Here is an 18,470-nt window from a genome sequence, read left to right as displayed (position 1 = left end):
CCCCTCTCGTCCGGTGCTTTGCTCTCAGACCTCGCGTCCAAGGTACCCAGCCCTACGCGGGTCTCGCGCGTTCGCCCTCACATACACCCTCGCGTTATGGTTCTCGACACGCACCGCCGCCTTACCGATCGCTAACTCGAGGAGCACACGAAGTGGAAATCAAGGGAACCGCAGCACTGGTCACCGGAGCGGCATCAGGCCTCGGCGCCGCAACAGCCAAGCGCCTCGCCGACGCCGGCGCTACCGTCTTCGGCCTGGATCTGCCCGCGTCGATCGAGCGCGCAGGCGACAACGTCCCCGCCGGCGTCACCCTCATCCCCACCGACGTGACCAGCGGCGAAGACGTCGAAGCAGCGATCAACCAGATCGTCGAGTCGGGCTCCCCGCTGCGTATCGTCGTCAACTGTGCCGGTGTCGGCTGGGCCGGACGCATCCTGTCCAAGAAGGGTCCGCACGACCTCGAGCTGTTCCGCACGGTCATCACCGTCAACCTGCTCGGCACCTTCAACGTCATGCGCCTCGCGGCCGACGCCATCTCCAAGACCGAGGCCGTCGACGAGTCCGGCCAGCGTGGCGTCGTCATCAACACCGCTTCCGTTGCTGCCTTCGAAGGACAGATCGGCCAGATCGCGTACTCCGCTTCCAAGGGCGGAGTGCACGGAATGACTGTTCCGGCTGCCCGTGACCTCGCGCAGTTCGGCATCCGCGTCAACACCATCGCCCCCGGCATCATCGACACCCCGATGCTCGCAGGCGTCACCGACGAGTACCGCAAGGGCCTCGAGGCCGGCGTTCCGTTCCCGTCCCGCCTGGGCCAGCCGTCCGAGTACGCGCAGCTCGCGCAGATGATCGTCGAGCACTTTATTAACCGCCCGCGGTTAATAAAGGCGCACGGTTGTCAGAACGAATGAAAATACCCACCGCTGGATTGGGCAGTTGCGCTGAGGTACTCGGCCACTTCCGTCGCCGGCATCGGTCGGCTGATGTAGTAACCCTGAACCAATTCGCAACCCGCGGTGAGCAAGAGCCTCAGCTGGTCGGCCGTCTCCACGCCTTCCGCCAATGACTGCATACCGAGCGCCTTCGCCACCTCGACCACCGAAGTGACAACTGCCGAATCACCCTCGCTCAGTTCGGTGATGAACGACCGGTCGATCTTGAGAATATCCAACGGCAGTTTCTTCAAACTCTCGAAAGACGAATAGCCGGTTCCGAAGTCGTCCAGGGCAATCGCAATTCCGGTGGCACGCAGACGATCCAGCTCGGCGACGGCAAGCTCCTCTACCGCTCCCGTCTCTGTGATTTCCAGCTGAAGCCGTTTGCTGGACAGACCGGATGCCTCCAGCGCATCGTTGACTGCTGATCCGAAGCCGGACGACATCAGTTGCACCGGAGAGACGTTCACGGTCACGTAGGTGTCATCGGGCCACGTCATCGCCTCGGCGCACGCCATGTGCAGAACCTGCAGCCCCAGCGGGACTATCAACCCTGTCTCCTCCGCGACATCGATGAAAATGCGCGGCGCAAGCACTCCCCGCACCGGATGGTTCCAGCGAAGCAGTGCCTCGAATCCCTCGACGCGGCCGGTGTCCGCACGAACCTGCGGTTGGTAGTACAGCTCGAACTGCCGAGACTCGATCGCAAGCCCAAGCTCTTGCAGGGCCGATGCTCGTTCCCTGGCCCGCGCCCGCAGCACCGGTGAGTATTTTCCGACCCGGTTCTTGCCGGCGGATTTTGCCGCATACAGCGCCAGGTCGGCGGACATGACAAGCGTGTCCGCGTCTTCGGAATCTGCCGGCGCGCTGGCATACCCGATCGATGCACGAACCTCGATGCGATTCCCCCGCACGAAAAACGGCTCACGCAGTGCACCCAGATAGCGAGCAAACACCTCGCCGCCGTCCCCTGTTCCCCGCAAGACGACGCCGAATTCGTCGCCACCGATTCGGGCGCACATGGCGCCGTCGACCACCCGATTGAGCCGTGCAGCAACGGAAATCAACAGTTTGTCGCCGACGGGGTGCCCCAACGTGTCGTTCACCGACTTGAAATTGTCCAGGTCGAGGATGCCGACAAGAACCTGCTCGCCGGTCCGGACAGCGCCGAGCGCGTCGGACAGCTCGGTGCCGAACGTCCGGCGATTCGGGAGCCCGGTCAGTCCGTCGGTTGCAGCAAGCCAAAGAATTCGCCGCTCGTAGTTGTACTTCTCGGTGATGTCCGAGCCCACGCCTCGCCAACCCACGAACTCCATGGCCTCGGAAAGCCTGGGATGACCCGACAGAGACCACCATCGGTCGACGCCGCCGACCCGAACGGGAATGACGACCTCTCGAAACGGCATGAGGCGGTAGAGGTGATCTCCGATGACGTGGACCGCGGCTCGTCCACTCTTCGTCGAACCGACGTCGAGCCGATCCAACAATCCGCGCAGCGACAGGGTTCGCAGGTCGGAGACAGAGACTCCCGAGATCTGCGACAGCCGAGCGGAGGTGTGCGACAACGTCCCGGTGGTGTCGACTTCCCACAGCCAGTCGCGTGACCCGCCCTCGAAATCGTCGAGAAGCAAACTGACCGTCTGGCGCTCGGCAGCAGCCTCGAACTCGGCAAGACAACGACTTCGGAACGACGCCCACAGATAGACAACGCCGACGCACAGAATACTGATGTAGACAACGAGTTGAAACGAAAGGACGAAGTACTCGGCCGTCGCCCCGGCAAGCATGACGAATAACAATCCCAGGCCGTGCACCAGAATCCAGGCCAAACCCAGCGACCGAACAGTCGACAGCGCAACTGCACCGGCACCCACCACACCGGCGATGGTCGCGATCAGAACCAGCTTTCGTGAACCGTCTATCACCGGAAGCATCTCGGCCGCGAGGATCGTGTACAAAACACCCAGCAGTACCACTTCGAGCATGAGTGCCCAGTAGTCGTACCGGGTCGTGTGCTTGGGCGAATACCTCTCTCCCTGAATGGCCCTCGGCAGCCACACACGCACCGAATTGAGGATGACTGCGAGCGCTGCCGCTCCCCAGATCAGGCGGAACTCTTCGTGTGCCGGCGGCACGACATAGGCCAACAAAGCGCACGCACTGAAGAAATTTGCGACGTTGGCCAGCGGAGCTACCGTTGTCACTTGACGGACCTGGCGAGAGAAGAGGTCGCGCCGCTCGACGTCAGACAGTTCGGCGTCGCTCGCACTCGAAGTCAGCCTGCTCAGCATGCAACACCCTCCATCGTGGAGCCGACCAGATGAAGGTAGCGCGGATGCGGGCTCGGGACACACGATGACGAGAAACTACGAATTGAAACACACTGTTAAATAGGATGTTTCAGACAATAGCGACAGAACGGATCGGCGCTACAACTCGGAAGCCAGCGGAATTTCCTTCTCCGCGCGGTCCGTCATCCACTCACGTAGGACCTTGGTGGCGATGACGTCGTCCTCGTTGTACTGCAGGATGCGCGTCCGTTGCGTCTCGTCCGGCTCACCGTCGTAGCCGACCGCCTCGCGGTACCACGCCATCGACGCTTCACCACCGGCTTCGGCGTCACGCCAGTTGAACCCGGCGACGGGGGCAATCTTCTTGAGTCCCTTGCCGTTCGGGCAGATGAACTGATCACTCACCGCTTGATAGATGTCGACCCACTGCGGACTGTCGATGAACTCACGAATCTCGTCCTTGCTCGGAATCCCGGGCTCACCGGCAAACCTGCGCGCCGAGTCCAACAACCACTTGTCCTCGGCCGAACGCGAATAGCAGTATGCAGCAAAGGTTTTACCCGAAGCAGCGGCTGCGGCACGCTCCGCCATCAGCCAGCCCCAGAACTCCGCGAAAGACCGCGCCTCGTCACGCGTCGGCAGCGGATCCCACGTCGCAAATCCTCGATACATCGAGAAGCCACCGACATTGAGCAGCGTTCCCCACAGGTAGGCGCCGTGCTCCTGATAGCTCTCCATGTCGACGTCGATCTCGATGTCCGCCCGAGTCACCGAGATCTTCTCGAACCGCCGCACCAACGGAGCATCTGCCAACCACGCCTTGGCGATCACGACTGCGTCGTCGAAATTTCCGTGCGGCCAATCCTCGAGCGGCTCACCGTCCCAGGCGGCCAGCTGATCGATCGTGTTGCAGCCGACGTCGCGCAGAAGCTCCGCGCGCGATCCGACAGCCACCAGGCTGACATCGCGGTTGCGAACCAACTCCTGCTTGCATTCGGTCCACCACGGGCACGACTTGCACTCGCTCACCTGTGACGGAGACGTCAGCACCTCGCCGCGGGCAACAGCGATACGGTCGGCGAAACGCTCGTCGTAGTCGTCGAGAATCGCACTGAGGTCGTGGACGAGGACGCAGTCTCCGTTGTATCCGATCGCGCCTGCCGTGAGCGACGGGCTCGCCAGCCCACGACGCTCGAGCATCCGATAGACCTGCGCGACGCGCATCTGATCGCGGACCTGACTGCGGACCTTGCGCTTGGGATCGACCGCGGGCTCCCATTCGAAGAGCCCCGAGGTGATCGCGCCCTGGCCGGGATCGGTCACCTTGTGATTGACGACAATGACGGGGATGTACCCGCCGCCCTCGTCGTCACGGATGAGCATTTCGCAGCGGCCCTTGCGTCCGGTGTCGCGCTCGACCGGCAAGACCGCGCCCCAGATCCGGTCCGCGCCGGCCTCACAGGCAGCAAGTGTGTCGCGAGCCTGAGCCGACGCCGATTGATCAGGGTTGATCTTCACCCAACGCTCGGGAGCAGCGCCGATCACCAGTTCGGCGATCTCCGCGCGCTTCGCGATCGCGGCATCCTGGCGCTGCTTGACGCCGGTGTCGACGGGTTCCGAAGCCGATTTCCCGGGAAACAACCCGTCCAGACGCACCCGATGACGGCATCGGGTCAACGCCCCCGAATCGATGATCGGGAGCTGGGGCGCGGGGTTGTTAACGGAACACACGATGACGAAGATTATGTGCTCCCCTAGGCTGAAGCCGAAGCGCAGGTACCTGGCAACACACAAACACCTGGAAACGGGGTCCTTTTCGATGGGGTTGTTCAAGAAGCGAAAGTCTCGTGCCACCCGCAAGGCGGAGGCAAAGGCTCTCAAGCACAAGGCTGAGGTCGAGGCGAAGCTCAACGCCAAGAGCCAGCGTAAGCGCGACAAGGTCGAGACCAAGTCGCTCAAGAAGCTGGAGAAAGCCGAGATCGAGTCACAGCACAAGATCGAAAAGGCGCAGATCGCGACCCTGAAGGCGCAGGAGAAAGCCGCTGCGAATCAGGGCCTGACTGTCGCCAAGGTGCGTAAGTACCTGGGTGTGGCACGTCTGCTTGCCCCCGTTCTCCTGCCGATCGCCTACCGCGCTGCCACGGCTGTGCGCGCCCAGCTCGACACCACGCGCGCGCAGAAGATGGGCATCGCCGTCGACCAGCTCGGTGACTACACCGGTCACGGCGCGAAGTTGAGCGCTCGTATCGCCGGCGCCGAGAGCTCGGTCACCGAGATCCTCAGCCGCAAGCCCGACGATGCGGAGACGCAGCGTTTTGCCGCCGCCATCCGTGAGCGCCTCGGCGATCTCAGCACGGCAGTTCGCGCTGCCGAGCAGATGCCTCAGGCTCGCCGTAAGGCAGCTCACCAGGCAATTTCTTCCGAACTCGACGGCGTCGAAGCAGATCTGCTCGCACGTCTCGGCGTGCGCTAGACCTGAGAACGCCAGTGAGAGCAGCCGAGCAGACCGCGACCCTCCGGGGGATATCTGTCGGTTCCGCTTCGGCTGCTCTCGCTGTCGCCGCGCATGGAATCGGCGGAGGCGAGCTGCCACAGTCGTCGTCGCTGACCCTGCTGCTCGCCGTCTGCGCAACCGTCGGCGCCGTGACGGCCACCCTTCCCGCCCTCTCCCGGGGGCCCGCTGCCCTGATCGTGGCTCTTGGCCTGGGTCAGCTTGCCGCCCACACCACCATGACGCTCTCCGAGCACGCTCATTCGCCCGCTCCGGGATTGGTGATGCTCGGTGCTCACGCCGGTGCCACCGTCGCCTGTGCGGTGGCGGTCCTGGCCGCCGAGCGCCTCTACCGCGTTGTCACCCACGCTCTCCACGTCGTCCTGGCGTCCCTGGCTCCCGCCGCCGTCACTTCCCGCGGCCACACCGTCTCGACCGGAATCCATCACGGACCCGTCGACGCCCTTCTTCGCGCCAGCATCTCGCGGCGCGGCCCTCCTGCCCTGGTCTGAAGATTCGTAGAACTCCCCACCCCTTCACCAGACCAAGAGGACACTCCCCGACATGAAGAACACCCTGATTTCGCGTGCGGTTGTCACGACCGTCGCTACCGGCAGCGCTGTGCTGCTGGCCGCCGGAATTGCTTCAGCACACGTCAGCGTCGTCGCACCAGGAGCTACGCAGGGCGGATACTCCGTTCTCACGTTCCGCGTGCCCACCGAATCCGACACCGCTTCGACCACCAAGCTGACGGTGGCCCTCCCCGACCTCAAGTCGGCACGCACCGAACCGATGCCCGGTTGGACCGCCGTCGTCGAGAAGGACCCCACCTCGCTGGTCGCGAAGTCCGTGACCTGGACGGCCGACCCCGGCGTCGGAATCGCCCCCGGCCAGTTCCAGCAGTTCGTCCTTTCCGCCGGCCCGCTGCCGGAGCAGGAAGAGGTCGAGTTCAAGGCCGTGCAGACGTACAGCGACGGCAACGTCGTCAACTGGGATCAGGAAGAACTTGCCGACGGCAGCGAGCCGGACAAGCCCGCGCCGACGCTGACTCTCGCCGCATCCACCGGCGATGCTCACGGAGCGCCTGCTGCCGATAACACTGCCGAGACGTCCGCTGCTTCCGAATCTTCTTCGTTAGACAACACCGCGCGCTGGCTCGGCGGCGTCGGCCTGGTGCTCGGCGCCTTGGGCGCTGCACTCGGCCTCGGCGCACTGGTCAGGAGCAAGCGCTGATGAGTACCCGGATCAAGGTCATCACCGTCGGCATGCTCGCGATGCTGGCCACGATGCTCGGAATGGGCACGGCCAGTGCACACTCCGCGGTTGTCGGCTCCAACCCGGAAAACGGCGCGTCCATTCAGGTTGCGCCTGAAAAGGTTTCGGTCACGTTCAACGAGGCTCTGCAGGCGCAGTTCGCGGCACTGACGGTCACCGGCCCGGACGGCAACCTCTGGACCAAGAGCGATCCGTCCGTCGAAGGACCCACTGTCAGTGCAGACCTCGGCGATCTCGGGCCGACCGGCGTCTACACCATCGCGTACCGCGTCACTTCCGCCGACGGTCACCCCGTCAACGGAACACTGACCTTCACCCTCACCGAGGCGGGGTCGGGCACTCCCGGCGCTGCCGCCGCGTCGAGTACGGGTGAGTCGGAGTCCGGCAGCATGCCGGTGTGGATCTTCATCGTCGCCGGAGTCGTCGTGTTCGGCGGTGCGCTGTTCTTCGTGCTGCGTAAGCCGAAGTCGAGCTGATCGCGTGACGGGTACGGCAAACAGGTGGTGGTTGCTGTTTGCCGTACCCACAGCTCTGCTGGGAGTCCTCATCGCCTGGGGCCTCGCGAGCCCGTCGGGACCCGAATCGTCGAGCACTGTCCGCGTTCTCGCGATCGGATGCGGCTCGTTGACGCTCGGCATCGCGACGCTTGCCTGGATGGGCCGCAGTGAACGCCGTCCGGCAACAACCCCCGCGATCATGTGGACTCAGCTCACCGCGGCGGCAGCGGTTTGGCTCGTCGCCGAGATCACGCTCCTCGTGCTCAATGCCGCAGCGGCAGACGGCGCCCCGGTCACCTCACTGACCATCGGGCACTTCGGCGCATTCGTCTCCGAGGTCAACGTCGGCCGCGTCGGTGTCGCGATCATCGCGTGCGCGTTTGCCGTGGTCTGTTACGGCATCTACGGCTTCACCAATCCCGAGACGGTGCCCGTCGCACCGGCATTGGTCGTCTCCGCGTTGGCACTCGCTGCCCGCCCGATCACCGGGCACATGGCGCAGCAGAGCTTCGGATCGATCCTCGACGCCGTTCACGTCCTCGCTGCGGCCTTGTGGTTCGGCGTGCTGGCCGCACTCGCGCTTGCCGTACCGTCGCGCGGTGCCTGGGCGATCTGGTTGCCCAGGTACTCCGCCCTCGCCTGGCGATGTGTCCTCGCGTTGGTCGTCACCGGTATCGTCAACGCCGTCGTGCGACTCGACTCGCTCTCCGCCTTCTACGACACCGCTTACGGCCGGGTGATCCTCGCCAAGATCGTGGCGATCGCAATGCTCGTCGCGCTGGGATGGTGGTGGCGCCGGACATGGGTGGTCGCAAGTGCTGCACACCGCATGAGTTCGGACGGATCCCTGCGCCGCGCCATCGGTGAAGTTGTCTTCATGGCCATCGCATTCGGGCTCGCCGCGGCCCTTGCGACAACTGCGTAAGACGTGCCTCAGCACAAGATTTCGTGACCCGCACATTTAACGTTTCACGTCGAGATTTAACCTCTACGTGAGTTTATTTTCCCAGCTTGCGGCGGTTTCCGGCCACCCTTAGCGTTGCTCGCATGACGGAGGCCCAACGCTCGTTTCTCGTCTGCGCTTCGCAGCGCAGTGGCAGTACTTTGCTGGTCGAATCCCTGCGAGCAACAGGGGTCGCGGGTGAGCCGGAAGAGTTCTTCCAGTACCTCCCCGAGACCTCGCGTTCGCCGCAACCGAGGCAGTGGTTCGAAGACGTCACGGACGAGTCCGTCTTGGGTCTGCTCGCCCCGTTCCACCCGGGTACGCCGGACACCCGCACCTCCGAGCAGTGGCGCACACAACTTCTCGAACTCGGCCGAACACCCAACGGAGTCTGGGGCGGCAAGCTGATGTGGAATCAGACACCGCTCCTGCTTGATCGCGCAGCCGGATTGCCGTGGCGCAGTGGGACAGATCTACGTTCCGCACTCCACGACACCCTCGATCACGACCTGCAGTTCATCCACGTCTATCGAGAAGATGTTGTCGCTCAGGCTGTATCGATGTGGCGAGCCGTGCAGACCCAGGTCTGGCGCGACGACGCGACCCCACCGAATCTCTCGGACGGTGCGCAGTACAACGCGCTCGGAATCGCACACCTGGTGACGATTCTCGGTGAGCAGGAACGCCAGTGGAAGCGCTGGTTCGAAGAGGAGGACATCTCCCCCATCGAGATCGGGTTCCGCGATCTCACCGAAGACCCGCAGTCCGTGGTCGCAAAAACCCTCATTTCCCTCGGTCTCGACGGCCAACTGGCCCCACCACCGCCGCTGCGTCGTCAGAGCGACGGACGCTCCCGCGAATGGGTGCAGCGCTACCGCATCGACGCCGAACAGAACGGATACCCCGTCACATGAGCACCGTCACCGATGTTGTCGACGAACTCCGAGTTCTCGAATCCGAAGCGGTTCACATCATTCGAGAGGTGGTGGCAGAACTCGAAAGACCGGTACTGCTCTTCTCGGCCGGCAAGGACTCGATAGTCCTGCTTCGACTCGCCGAGAAGGCGTTTCGACCCTCCCCACTCCCTTTCCCCGTCCTACACGTCGACACCGGTCACAATTTCGAGGAAGTCATCGAATTTCGCGACCGCCGAATCAAGGAGGGCGGGCACACACTTCTGGTTGCTTCCGTTCAGGATTCGATCGACCAGGGTCGAGTGCAGGAGTCGACCGAGACCAGCGGATCGCGAAACCGCCTGCAGACCAGAACTCTGCTCGACGCTCTCGAAGGCGGGCGATTCGACGCCGCATTCGGCGGCGCCCGCCGGGACGAGGAACGTGCGCGAGCCAAGGAGCGAGTCCTGAGCTTCCGTGACGAGTTCGGCCAGTGGGACCCTCGGGCGCAACGGGCCGAACCGTGGTCGCTCTACAACGGTCGGATCAGACGCGGAGAGTCCGTTCGTGTCTTCCCGCTGAGCAACTGGACAGAACTCGACATCTGGCGCTACATAGCCCAGGAGGAACTGGAGTTGCCGCCCATCTATTTCGCGCACGAACGGCGGGTATTCGAGCGCGACGGAATGCTCCTCGCTGCTTCGGAATTCAGCACCGACGCCGAGAACGCCGCGGCAACGACCGAGTGGGTGCGATATCGAACCGTCGGCGATCTGACCATCACCGGCGCCGTTCGATCGCACGCCACCACCATCGACGACGTCGTCACCGAGATCTCGGCCGCGACGGTTTCCGAACGAGGCGAGACTCGCGCAGACGACCGAACCTCGGTCGCCGCGATGGAAGACCGAAAGCGTGAGGGCTACTTCTGATGACCACCACCATCACTCGCCAACTCCTGCGGCTGGCCACGGCGGGTAGCGTCGACGACGGCAAGAGCACGCTGATCGGCCGACTGTTGCACGACACCGACAGCCTGCCAACCGATCACCTCGATTCCGTGACCGACGAGCACGGTGTCGCCGACCTGGCTGCACTCTCCGACGGATTGCGCGCCGAGCGTGAACAGGGCATCACGATCGACGTCGCGTACCGATTCTTCTCCACTCCGACCAGAAGTTACGTACTCGCCGACACCCCGGGACACGAGCGCTACACGCGCAACATGTTCACCGGAGCATCCAACGCCCACGTAGCGGTCCTGCTGGTCGACGCGAGGACCGGCGTGCTGCGTCAGACGCGTCGACACGCCAGAATCGCAGCGCTACTTGGTGTTCCGAACCTTGTGGCCGTGGTGAACAAGATCGATCTGGTGGGCTTCGACGAAGCGAGATTCGCGCAGGTACAGGAAGAATTGCGGGTATTGGCACGCCAGCTCGGGCGAGGCGACGTACTTGCCATCCCCGTCTCCGCGAAAGCCGGCGACAATGTCGTGACCCGCTCGGAGAACACCGAGTGGTACAACGGGCCGACACTTCTCGAATATCTCGAAGGCGTCGAACTCCATGCGCCCGCGACCCACATCGAGGAACTTCGGCTTCCCGTGCAGTGGGTTTCGCGCCCCGATCCGCAGAATCGGCGCCGGTACACCGGCCGAATTTCGGCGGGCACACTGAGCGTCGGAGACGAGGTAGTGGTACTGCCGTCCGGATCGAAGAGCACCGTGATCAGCCTGGACACCCTCGACGACAACCGCAGTACTGCCGTTGCACCACTGTCGGTTTCGGTGGAACTGGCCGACGACATCGACGTCGGACGTGGCGACGTTCTGGTCAGCGGCGGTGCGCAGGCCCATTTGCCGGTTCTGGCCCGAGAACTCGAAGCCACGATCTGCTGGTTGTCGAACACTCCACTGCGAGCCGGCGATCGGATAGCGCTCAAACATACGTCCCGGACCGTGCGCGCGACCGTTCAAGAACTGCACACCCGACTCGACCCCGAGACGCTCGACGAGCAGGACAGCCCAGTCGAACTGGGGCTCAACGACATCGGAACGGTCACGCTCCGAACCAGTTCCGTGGTGGTCGCCGATACCTACGACCACAATCGGGACTCCGGCGCTTTCATTCTGATCGACGAGCAGAGCAACGACACCGTCGGCGCCGGCACCATTCTCGAACCACGCGTCGTCGTTCCCGGTGAGCAGACCCGCAACGACATCAAGTGGCATCCGTCTTCACTCGAACGTCAGCGGCGGTGGGCGTCGACGACCCAGAAGGGCGCGACGATCTGGTTGACCGGCCTGCCTGCCTCCGGAAAATCCACCGTCGCTGTGGCTGTCGAACGTGCGCTGGTCAACGCGGGACGCACCGCGTATCTCCTGGACGGTGACAACGTCCGCCACGGTATCTCCGACGATCTCGGGTTCTCGCCGGGAGACCGGGCCGAGAACATCCGGCGCGTCGGGCATCTCACTCGGCTGTTCGCCGATGCCGGCGTCGTGGCCATCGCGTCGATGGTCTCACCGCTGCGTTCGGATCGAGCAATTGCGCGTGCTCTCAACGAAGCTGCCGGGCTCACCTTCCTCGAAGTTGCCGTCACCACTCCCGTCGAAGAATGCGAACGCCGAGATCCCAAGGGCCTGTACGCGCGTGCGCGGGCCGGTGAACTGAAGGGGCTCACCGGAATCGACGCACCGTACGAGACTCCGGAGGACCCGGACCTGGCTTTCGACACGACAGGCGCTGACATCAACGAACTGGTCGGGCGGGTCATCGCATTGTTGGAGGAGCGCGAAACCGCCAGGCCCTAGGGGTTTTCGGTGTCCGACTCGAGGTAACCGCGGTCCGCACTGTAGGCGGACCGCACGTTGGGTCGGACACCGATCTTCTCGAGGTACGCCGCCATGCGATGCACCGCCATCGCGCTTCCCAATGCCTCGTCCGGGAGACGATCATCCGTTTCGGCGCGCCACGTGTGAAGCTGCGAGGACAATTCCGCCTGTATTGCCGAGACTTCCGGTCGATCGATCAGATTGATCTTCTCGTCGGGGTCGGCACGAAGGTCGTACAGCTCCCGGGGTGCGCGTACCGCCAGATGCTCGGTGCCGAGCGCCTTTCCGGAAAGACTGTCCTCGATGTCGAGCGGAAGATCCAGCGCGGGGCGGACAGCGTAGTTCTCGATGTAGCTGTAGTCCTTGGTGCGCACCGCGCGAATGGGATCGAAACTGTCGTGAAAGGTCTTCTCCGTGAACAAGGAGGTCCGGACGGGTTCGGACGGCTCGGTTCCACGATCGACGAGGGCATCGGCGTGCGAGCGCCCTTCCACCTCGGTGGGGACGTCGATACCGAGGAGATCGAGAATGGTAGGAACAAGATCCGCACCGCTGAACAGTGTCTCGTATTCCTTTCCGCCACTGCGATACCGAGCCGGCGGCCGAGCGATCAACGCAATCCCGGTGCCCGGTGCGTAGAGCGTCGACTTGGCACGTGGGAACGCGGCGCCGTGATCGGTGAGGAAGAAGACCCACGTGTTCTCGTCGAGCCCCTCTTCCTCGAGCGTCCCGAGCAGATCACCCACCGCGGCGTCGGCTACCTCTACGCTGCCGTGGAATTCGGCCAGGTCCTCGCGTACCTGCGGCACGTCGGGAAGATATCCGGGAACCTCCAGCGCTGCGGTGTCCGCCGGGGTATAGCGATCGGCCGGGTACGGCCGATGCGTTTCGAAGAACCCCGTGGTGAGAAGGAAAGGCTCGGGCGGGAAGCGTCGTAGCCAGTTCTGGGCACGCGGAACCACGTAGTCGCAGAACGAGTTCGTGACGTCGTACTCGTGATAGCCAAGTCGCTTCGGGTACGCAGTCTCGTGCTGCATGCCGAAGAGCGAGGTGTACCAACCGTTGTCGGAGAGGATCTGCGGAAGCGTCTGCACCTCAGCGTGGTACTCCCAGCCGTGGTGCGCCAACCCGATCAGACCGTTGTTGTGCGGATACCTGCCCGAGAAGAGAGAACCGCGCGAAGGTGAGCACAGCGGCGCCGTCGCGTGTGCGTCGGAGAACCGGATGCCTTCTGCCGCCAGCCGGTCCAGGTTGGGGCTGTTGACCCCGGCGACACCGTAACTCGCGAGGTGTCGGCCCAGGTCGTGCCAATGAATGATCAGGACGTTATCTCGCGCAGCCGACACGTGGGCAAGGCTAGTTGCCCTGCCCACGTGCGGCAACAGCTCGAATCAGCAGGATCTCAACTGTTTCTGCCGAGCTGCCTGATCCAGGCGCGGGTGTCGGCGGGATCGATGACATCGTCCAGTTCGAACGTGGTAGCCGCCATCAATGCCTTGCCCTGTGCGTAGGCCAGTTCCACGAACTGACCGAACAGAGTTTCCCGAGCCTCCGGGTCTTCGACGGATTCGAGTTCCTTACGGAAACCGAGGCGCACGGCACCTTCCAGACCCATCGGCCCGATCTCGCCGGTCGGCCACGCCACCGTGAACTCGGGTGCGTGGAAGGAACCACCGGCCATCGCCATGGCGCCCAACCCGTACCCCTTGCGCAGGATGATCGTTCCGAACGGCACCGTCAGGCGAGCACCGGCAACGAAGAATCTGCCGAACCTTCGGACCGTCGCCTCCTCCTCCGAGTCCGGACCCACCATGAATCCCGGTGTGTCACAAAGGGTCACCAGAGGGATGCGGTGCGCTTCGAGCAGTTCCAGGAAATCCGAAGCCTTGTCGGAGGCTTCCGCGTCGATTGCTCCGCCGAGATGCTCGCTGCTGTTCGCCAGCACACCGTACGGAACTCCTTCGACACGAACGAGTGCCGTCACTACACCGCGACCGTAATCGCGACGCAGTTCCAGGACACTGTCGACGTCCGCGATCGCCTCGATCGCTCCACGAACGTCATACGAGCGCAGGCGATTCTCCGGCACCACATGCCGGGAGAGCCGCGGATCCGGAGCCGTCCACGCCTGGCTCGCACCCTGGAAGTAGCCGAGGTACTGCTTGGCCAGCGCCACCGCATGAGCGTCGTCGTCAGCCACCAGGTGTACGACGCCGTTACGGCGCTGCACATCGATGGGGCCGATGTCCTCGGGGCGGAAGTTTCCGAGCCCGCCGCCCTCGACCATGGCAGGGCCGCCCATGCCGATGTTGGCGTCGGGCGTCGCGATCAGTACATCGCAGGCACCGGCCAGGGCCGCGTTGCCCGCGAAGCAGCGGCCGGACACGACAGCGACCATGGGTACGCGGCCGCTCAGCGCCGCCATGGCACGGAAGGTTCCCAGTTCCAGGCCCGCTCCCGCCCCTGCATCGGTGTCACCGGGGCGACCACCGCCGCCTTCCGCGAACAGCACTACCGGAACTCGCTTGCGATCGGCGATCTCGAGCAGGCGGTCGGTCTTGGCGTGATTGCGCATGCCCTGGGTACCGGCGAGCACCGAGTAGTCGTACGAGATCACGACGCTCTCGCCGCCGCTGATGGTCGCCACTCCGCCGATCAGACCGTCAGCAGGAGTGTTGGCGATCAAGTCTTCCTCGCTTCGCCGACTGCGCTGCGCAGCCAGTGCGAGAGCGCCGTACTCGACCAGGCTGTCGTCGTCGACCAGGTCGTAGACGTTCTCGCGAGCAGTCCGCCGCCCCAGCTTGTGGCGCTTCGCCACTGCCGCGGGCCGCGCCGCGTCCAGGGTCACCTCGTGGCGAGCGATGATCTCCGCCAGATCGGGACGTACGTCGTCGAGGTCCACCTCGTCGACCTCGGCGAGCTTCGATCCCGAGCTTGCGCTACGGACGACGAGCAACGGTTCGCCCGCACTCACCGATCTCCCCGGTGACGACAGGATCCGGACCACTTCGAGGTCACCGGGCGCCGAGAGAACATGCTGCATTTTCATCGCTTCGAGGACGGCGACCTGGCCACCCGCATGGACGCCGTCACCGACTGCGGCAAGTTCGACGACGATTCCCGCCATCTGTGCACGGACCACGTCCTCGTCCGGCGCCACGTCCACACTCGCGGAGGGTGTTTGTGGGCCCGCTTCGGGAACGAGGTCCGCCAATCGAGAACCCAACCAGTCGACGTCGACCAGGCCGTCGCGGAAGTCCTTGTCCGACAGTATTGCCTGCAGGAATTCGAGGTTGGTCGCCACGCCGTCGATGGTGAACTCACTCAGAGCAGCAATCGACTTGCGCACAGCGGCAGGAAAATCCGATCGACGCGTGTGGGTGACGACCTTCGCCAACAGCGAATCGTAACGCGCACTCGGCGAGAGTCCGACCGTACCGAAGGTATCCACGCGCACGCCGGGTCCGCCAGGAGGAGTGAAGTTGTCGAGCGTGCCGGAGGACGGTAGCGCATTGCCGTCCGGCGTCATGGTTTCCATGTTGACGCGGGCCTGTATCGCGATCCCCGACGCCGACGCCACGGATCCGACTGTCTCCGATACCTTCTCGACGGCGGTAATTCCGGTTGGCAGGTCCAGGTCCTCGAACTGAACCCCGTCCGCGACAGCGAGTTGCACGGCGACGAGGTCGATTCCGGTGACCTCCTCGGTCACCGTGTGCTCCACCTGAATTCGGGGATTGACTTCGAGGAAGACGAATCCGCGTTCCTCGACCAGGAACTCGACCGTCGCGATGCCTCGGTAGCCGACCTCGGCGCACAGCCGCGCGGCCGCAGCGTGAAGCCGCTCGCGCAGGGCCCCCGACAGCCCCTGCGCGGGCGCAACCTCGATCAACTTCTGATGCCGACGTTGGACGCTGCAATCACGGTCACCCAGAGCGAGCGCGTGGGTTCCGCCTTGCCCCGGCGCCGCCACGATCTGCACTTCGATGTGCCGAGCGTGCTCACTGAGTACCTCGGCGAACAGTGCCGAACTGCCGAATCCCGACTGGGCTTCGGCCGCACACACACGGTACGCGTCGTCGAGCGCTTTCGGGTCGCGCACCGCACGCATGCCGCGGCCACCGCCGCCGCTGAGCGCCTTGATCATGATGCCGCGGGAGTTGCGCTCGAAGAATTCACGCACCTCGTCGAGGTCGGCGTTCGCCGATGTCGACGGCAGGACCGGTACGCCGGAGTCGACCGCCGCAGTGCGGGCGCTGGCCTTGTCGCCGAAAGTCCGGAGAACCTGGGCGTCCGGGCCGACGAAGACGATGCCCGCCTCGGTACACGCCTGCGCGAATTCGGCATTCTCACTGAGGAATCCGTAGCCCGGGTGCACGTGCGTGGCGCCCGTTTCGGCCGCGATCTTCAGCAGTGCGCTCTGATCGAGATACGCGGATGCGCCCGAAGCTCCGAGCGGCACCGACTCCGTGGCCGCCGCGACGTGCGGACTGGACGCGTCGTCCTCGGCGTAAACCGACACCGTTTCGATCCCGAGTTCACGGGCAGTTCGAATGATCCGCAGCGCAATTTCGCCGCGGTTCGCAATCAGCAGTCTCACTTTTCCCCCTGAGTGCGCTCGAACAGATCGCCCTTGCGCACCTTTCCGGTTGCAGTCATCGGAAGCGCCTCGAGCACTTCCACTTCGGGCACCTTGTACGTAGCCATGTTCTCCTTGGCCCACGAGACGATCTCGTCGGCCGCGGTGTCGGAACCCTCGACCAGCTGGACAAACGCAAAAGCCACCTGCCCCTTCTCCTGGTCCGGTTTCGGTACCACCGCAGCCTTTTCGATCGCGGGATGCAGCATCAGCAGCGCTTCCACCTCGGAGGGGAAGACACTCATGCCGTTGGTCTTGATCATTTCCTTGTTTCGCGCCAGGTAGTGCAAACCACCACGCTCACTGAACTTTCCGACATCGCCGGTCTGCAACCAGCCGTCACGGATGGCGTCGGCGGTGGCAGCCTCGTTGCGGTAGTACGCGGAAAGGATCGACGGACTGCGCACGATGATCTGTCCGTGCTCACCGACGGGAACCGGCCTGCCGTCGTGATCGACGATCAGAACATCGGTACCGGGCACCGGAATTCCGCAGAACACCGGCTCGCTTTTCAGGTCGTAGTCGCCGTCCTGGAAACCGAGGGTGATCGTGTCCGCGGTGTGGGTTTCGGTCATGCCGTAGCTCGCTTCGCGCAGAACACCGCCGGTAGCCTCGCGCCACCGCTGGCGCGTGGCCGGATCGAGTTTGAGAACAAACGAGACTGCCATGGCGTTCTGGAGTGTCGAGAGATTTCGCTCCGAGAACCCTGATGTGTCCATCAGTTCGACGTAATTGTCGACGGTTCCGACCAGCGAGGTCACACCGTAGGTCTCGACCGCGTCGAGCGTGGTCTCCGCATCCCAACGATTCAGCAGGACAACGGTTCCGCCGTTGACGAGCGGAACCAGAATGCCGAAGTCCTCACCCGCGATCCAGAAGATCGGCAGAAACACCAGGGATACCGGCGGATTGGCACCCACCTGGTCACCACCGGCAAGCGTCGCGGTGGCCGCGGTGTAAACCATGTGGCGCTGAGTGTGCTCACAGCCCTTGGGCATTCCCGTCGTTCCGCCCGTGTAGTTCAGGGCGGCGAGGGAATCGAGTTCGGTGGCAACGGGAGTCACCCGCTCACTGGTGATGATCGACTGCCAGTCGCTCAGGCGCGGATCGTCGACCTCGAAGGGCAGTTCGACGGTGGGGATCGCAGTCAGCATGTCCGATACTGCAGTCTTCGCGACGTGTTCGAGTGGAGTCTGTGAGCGAACCTTCTTCACCAGCTTCGAGAAAGTGTTCTGCGTCAGTAGGACCTTGACGCCGGCATCGTTGAGTTCGTGAATCAATTCGTGTTCACGGAAGAGCGGATTGATGGGCACGTGAACCGCACCGACCTTGAGAATGCCGAGCATCGCGATGTGGAACTGCGGGCAGTTGACCAGGTGAACGCCGACACGATCACCTCGTTCAACTCCGAGTGAAAGCAGCCATCCGGCAAAACGATCCGAAAGCTCGTCGTATTCGGAATACGTGATGACGCGGCCGTAGAAGACGATTGCGGGAGTATCCGGCCGCTCGAGCGCCCAATGCCGCAAGTAGTCGACAAGTCCCCCGCCTTCGAGCGGATACTCGACGGCGCGGGGAATCCCGGCGGGCCAATGCGCCTGCTGCAGCGCAGTGATTTCCGCCAGAGCCGCTTCGAGCACGTCTTGTTCTGCCACCGATCACTCCATTCGTAA

The 18,470-nt window shown here is 63.9% G+C and carries 14 protein-coding genes; 9 read left to right on the top strand and 5 right to left on the bottom strand.

Features of this window, described 5'->3' with window-relative positions; translation table 11 throughout:
* The first annotated feature begins 152 nt into the window (after positions 1 to 152).
* Positions 153 to 911, top strand: a complete 759-nt coding sequence (locus AC1DVN_RS08400; RefSeq protein ID WP_477993699.1) for an SDR family NAD(P)-dependent oxidoreductase — start codon at positions 153 to 155, stop codon at positions 909 to 911.
* On the opposite strand, the gene AC1DVN_RS08395 is transcribed toward AC1DVN_RS08400, so the two are convergent.
* Both AC1DVN_RS08395 and AC1DVN_RS08390 read right to left on the bottom strand, forming a co-directional pair.
* A complete protein-coding gene (locus AC1DVN_RS08395) occupies positions 899 to 3,226 on the bottom strand; it encodes a putative bifunctional diguanylate cyclase/phosphodiesterase (protein ID WP_477993698.1) in 2,328 nt (775 codons plus the stop codon). The genes AC1DVN_RS08400 and AC1DVN_RS08395 overlap by 13 nt on opposite strands.
* A gap of 138 nt (positions 3,227 to 3,364) precedes the next feature.
* Positions 3,365 to 4,921 (bottom strand): TM0106 family RecB-like putative nuclease, encoded by a 1,557-nt coding sequence (locus tag AC1DVN_RS08390; protein WP_029537352.1) that lies wholly within the window; start codon positions 4,919 to 4,921, stop codon positions 3,365 to 3,367.
* A 124-nt stretch (positions 4,922 to 5,045) separates the two neighbouring features.
* Here AC1DVN_RS08390 and AC1DVN_RS08385 point away from each other — a divergent pair, with 124 nt between their 5' ends.
* From AC1DVN_RS08385 to cysC, 8 genes are all read left to right on the top strand, one after another.
* Positions 5,046 to 5,699: a DUF6474 family protein gene (locus AC1DVN_RS08385; protein WP_003944178.1), complete on the top strand. Its 654-nt coding sequence runs from the start codon at positions 5,046 to 5,048 to the stop codon at positions 5,697 to 5,699.
* A gap of 14 nt (positions 5,700 to 5,713) precedes the next feature.
* A complete protein-coding gene (locus AC1DVN_RS08380) occupies positions 5,714 to 6,229 on the top strand; it encodes a hypothetical protein (protein WP_019746333.1) in 516 nt (171 codons plus the stop codon).
* 52 nt (positions 6,230 to 6,281) lie between these two features.
* Positions 6,282 to 6,950, top strand: coding sequence for a YcnI family copper-binding membrane protein (locus AC1DVN_RS08375; RefSeq protein ID WP_019746332.1), 669 nt, complete (start codon positions 6,282 to 6,284; stop codon positions 6,948 to 6,950).
* Positions 6,950 to 7,468, top strand: a complete 519-nt coding sequence (locus AC1DVN_RS08370; RefSeq protein WP_019746331.1) for a copper resistance CopC family protein — start codon at positions 6,950 to 6,952, stop codon at positions 7,466 to 7,468. Before AC1DVN_RS08375 ends, AC1DVN_RS08370 begins: the two co-directional genes overlap by 1 nt.
* A 4-nt stretch (positions 7,469 to 7,472) precedes the next feature.
* Positions 7,473 to 8,414 carry a copper resistance D family protein gene (locus AC1DVN_RS08365; protein WP_019746330.1) on the top strand — a complete coding sequence of 314 codons (942 nt, stop codon included), beginning with the start codon at positions 7,473 to 7,475 and terminating at the stop codon, positions 8,412 to 8,414.
* Positions 8,415 to 8,536: 122 nt separating this feature from the next.
* Entirely contained in the window at positions 8,537 to 9,346 is an 810-nt protein-coding gene (gene stf0, locus AC1DVN_RS08360; protein ID WP_019746329.1) for a trehalose 2-sulfotransferase, read from the top strand.
* Positions 9,343 to 10,257, top strand: a complete 915-nt coding sequence (gene cysD / locus AC1DVN_RS08355; RefSeq protein ID WP_019746328.1) for a sulfate adenylyltransferase subunit CysD — start codon at positions 9,343 to 9,345, stop codon at positions 10,255 to 10,257. The genes stf0 and cysD overlap by 4 nt, the downstream gene beginning before the upstream one ends.
* Positions 10,257 to 12,137, top strand: a complete 1,881-nt coding sequence (cysC, locus tag AC1DVN_RS08350; protein WP_019746327.1) for an adenylyl-sulfate kinase — start codon at positions 10,257 to 10,259, stop codon at positions 12,135 to 12,137. Before cysD ends, cysC begins: the two co-directional genes overlap by 1 nt.
* On the opposite strand, the gene AC1DVN_RS08345 is transcribed toward cysC, so the two are convergent.
* Genes AC1DVN_RS08345 through AC1DVN_RS08335 form a run of 3 tightly spaced genes read right to left on the bottom strand, consistent with a single transcriptional unit; the run spans position 12,134 to position 18,452 of the window.
* Positions 12,134 to 13,504: a sulfatase family protein gene (locus tag AC1DVN_RS08345; RefSeq protein ID WP_477993697.1), complete on the bottom strand. Its 1,371-nt coding sequence runs from the start codon at positions 13,502 to 13,504 to the stop codon at positions 12,134 to 12,136. The genes cysC and AC1DVN_RS08345 overlap by 4 nt on opposite strands.
* A 56-nt stretch (positions 13,505 to 13,560) precedes the next feature.
* On the bottom strand, positions 13,561 to 16,758 hold the full coding sequence (locus AC1DVN_RS08340; protein ID WP_019746325.1) for a carboxyl transferase domain-containing protein: 3,198 nt from the start codon (positions 16,756 to 16,758) through the stop codon (positions 13,561 to 13,563).
* Complete coding sequence (locus AC1DVN_RS08335) at positions 16,755 to 18,452, bottom strand: AMP-binding protein (protein WP_477993696.1); 1,698 nt, start codon at positions 18,450 to 18,452, stop codon at positions 16,755 to 16,757. The genes AC1DVN_RS08340 and AC1DVN_RS08335 overlap by 4 nt, the downstream gene beginning before the upstream one ends.
* Positions 18,453 to 18,470: the final 18 nt, after the last annotated feature.

It is taken from the genome of Rhodococcus sp. P4_E4 (assembly GCF_056401575.1).
The sequence above is the reverse complement of the archived record's forward strand: the minus strand, read 5'-3'. Positions and strand labels throughout refer to the sequence as shown.